Source organism: Polaromonas sp. P1_G2 (assembly GCF_056405515.1).
Genome location: NZ_JBFUBY010001844.1, coordinates 1 through 350 on the forward strand (window position 1 = coordinate 1; position 350 = coordinate 350).

Consider the following 350-nt stretch of genomic DNA (forward strand, 5'->3'; position numbering starts at 1 on the left):
GGCTGGATGTGTTGCTCGCCGGCAAGGTCATAGGGATCGGCGAAAAGGCGGCGATCGCGGCGCGGCTAACGGGGCGTGATCAAAAGCTCGACGCACATGTCGATGGCAACGATCATGATGCGGCGCTGAAGGCGGTGATCGACCTCATCGACCGGCATGWCGACGACTGGTCGATCGCGGCGATTGCGCATCGCATCGTGCATGGCGGGGCGGATTTCGTCGAGCCGGTGATCGTCACGCCGGAGATCATCAACGCGCTCGAAGCGCTGATCCCGCTGGCGCCGCTGCACCAGCCGCACAATCTTGCCGGCATCGCCGCTTCCGAGCGGCTCGCCGCGCATGCGCCGAAC

1 pseudogene is annotated in these 350 nt (G+C 65.6%); it reads left to right on the forward strand.

Going from position 1 to position 350, the window contains the following annotated elements:
- Positions 1-350 (forward strand): annotated as a pseudogene (locus AC1D0P_RS32865) (acetate/propionate family kinase); the annotation flags it as partial.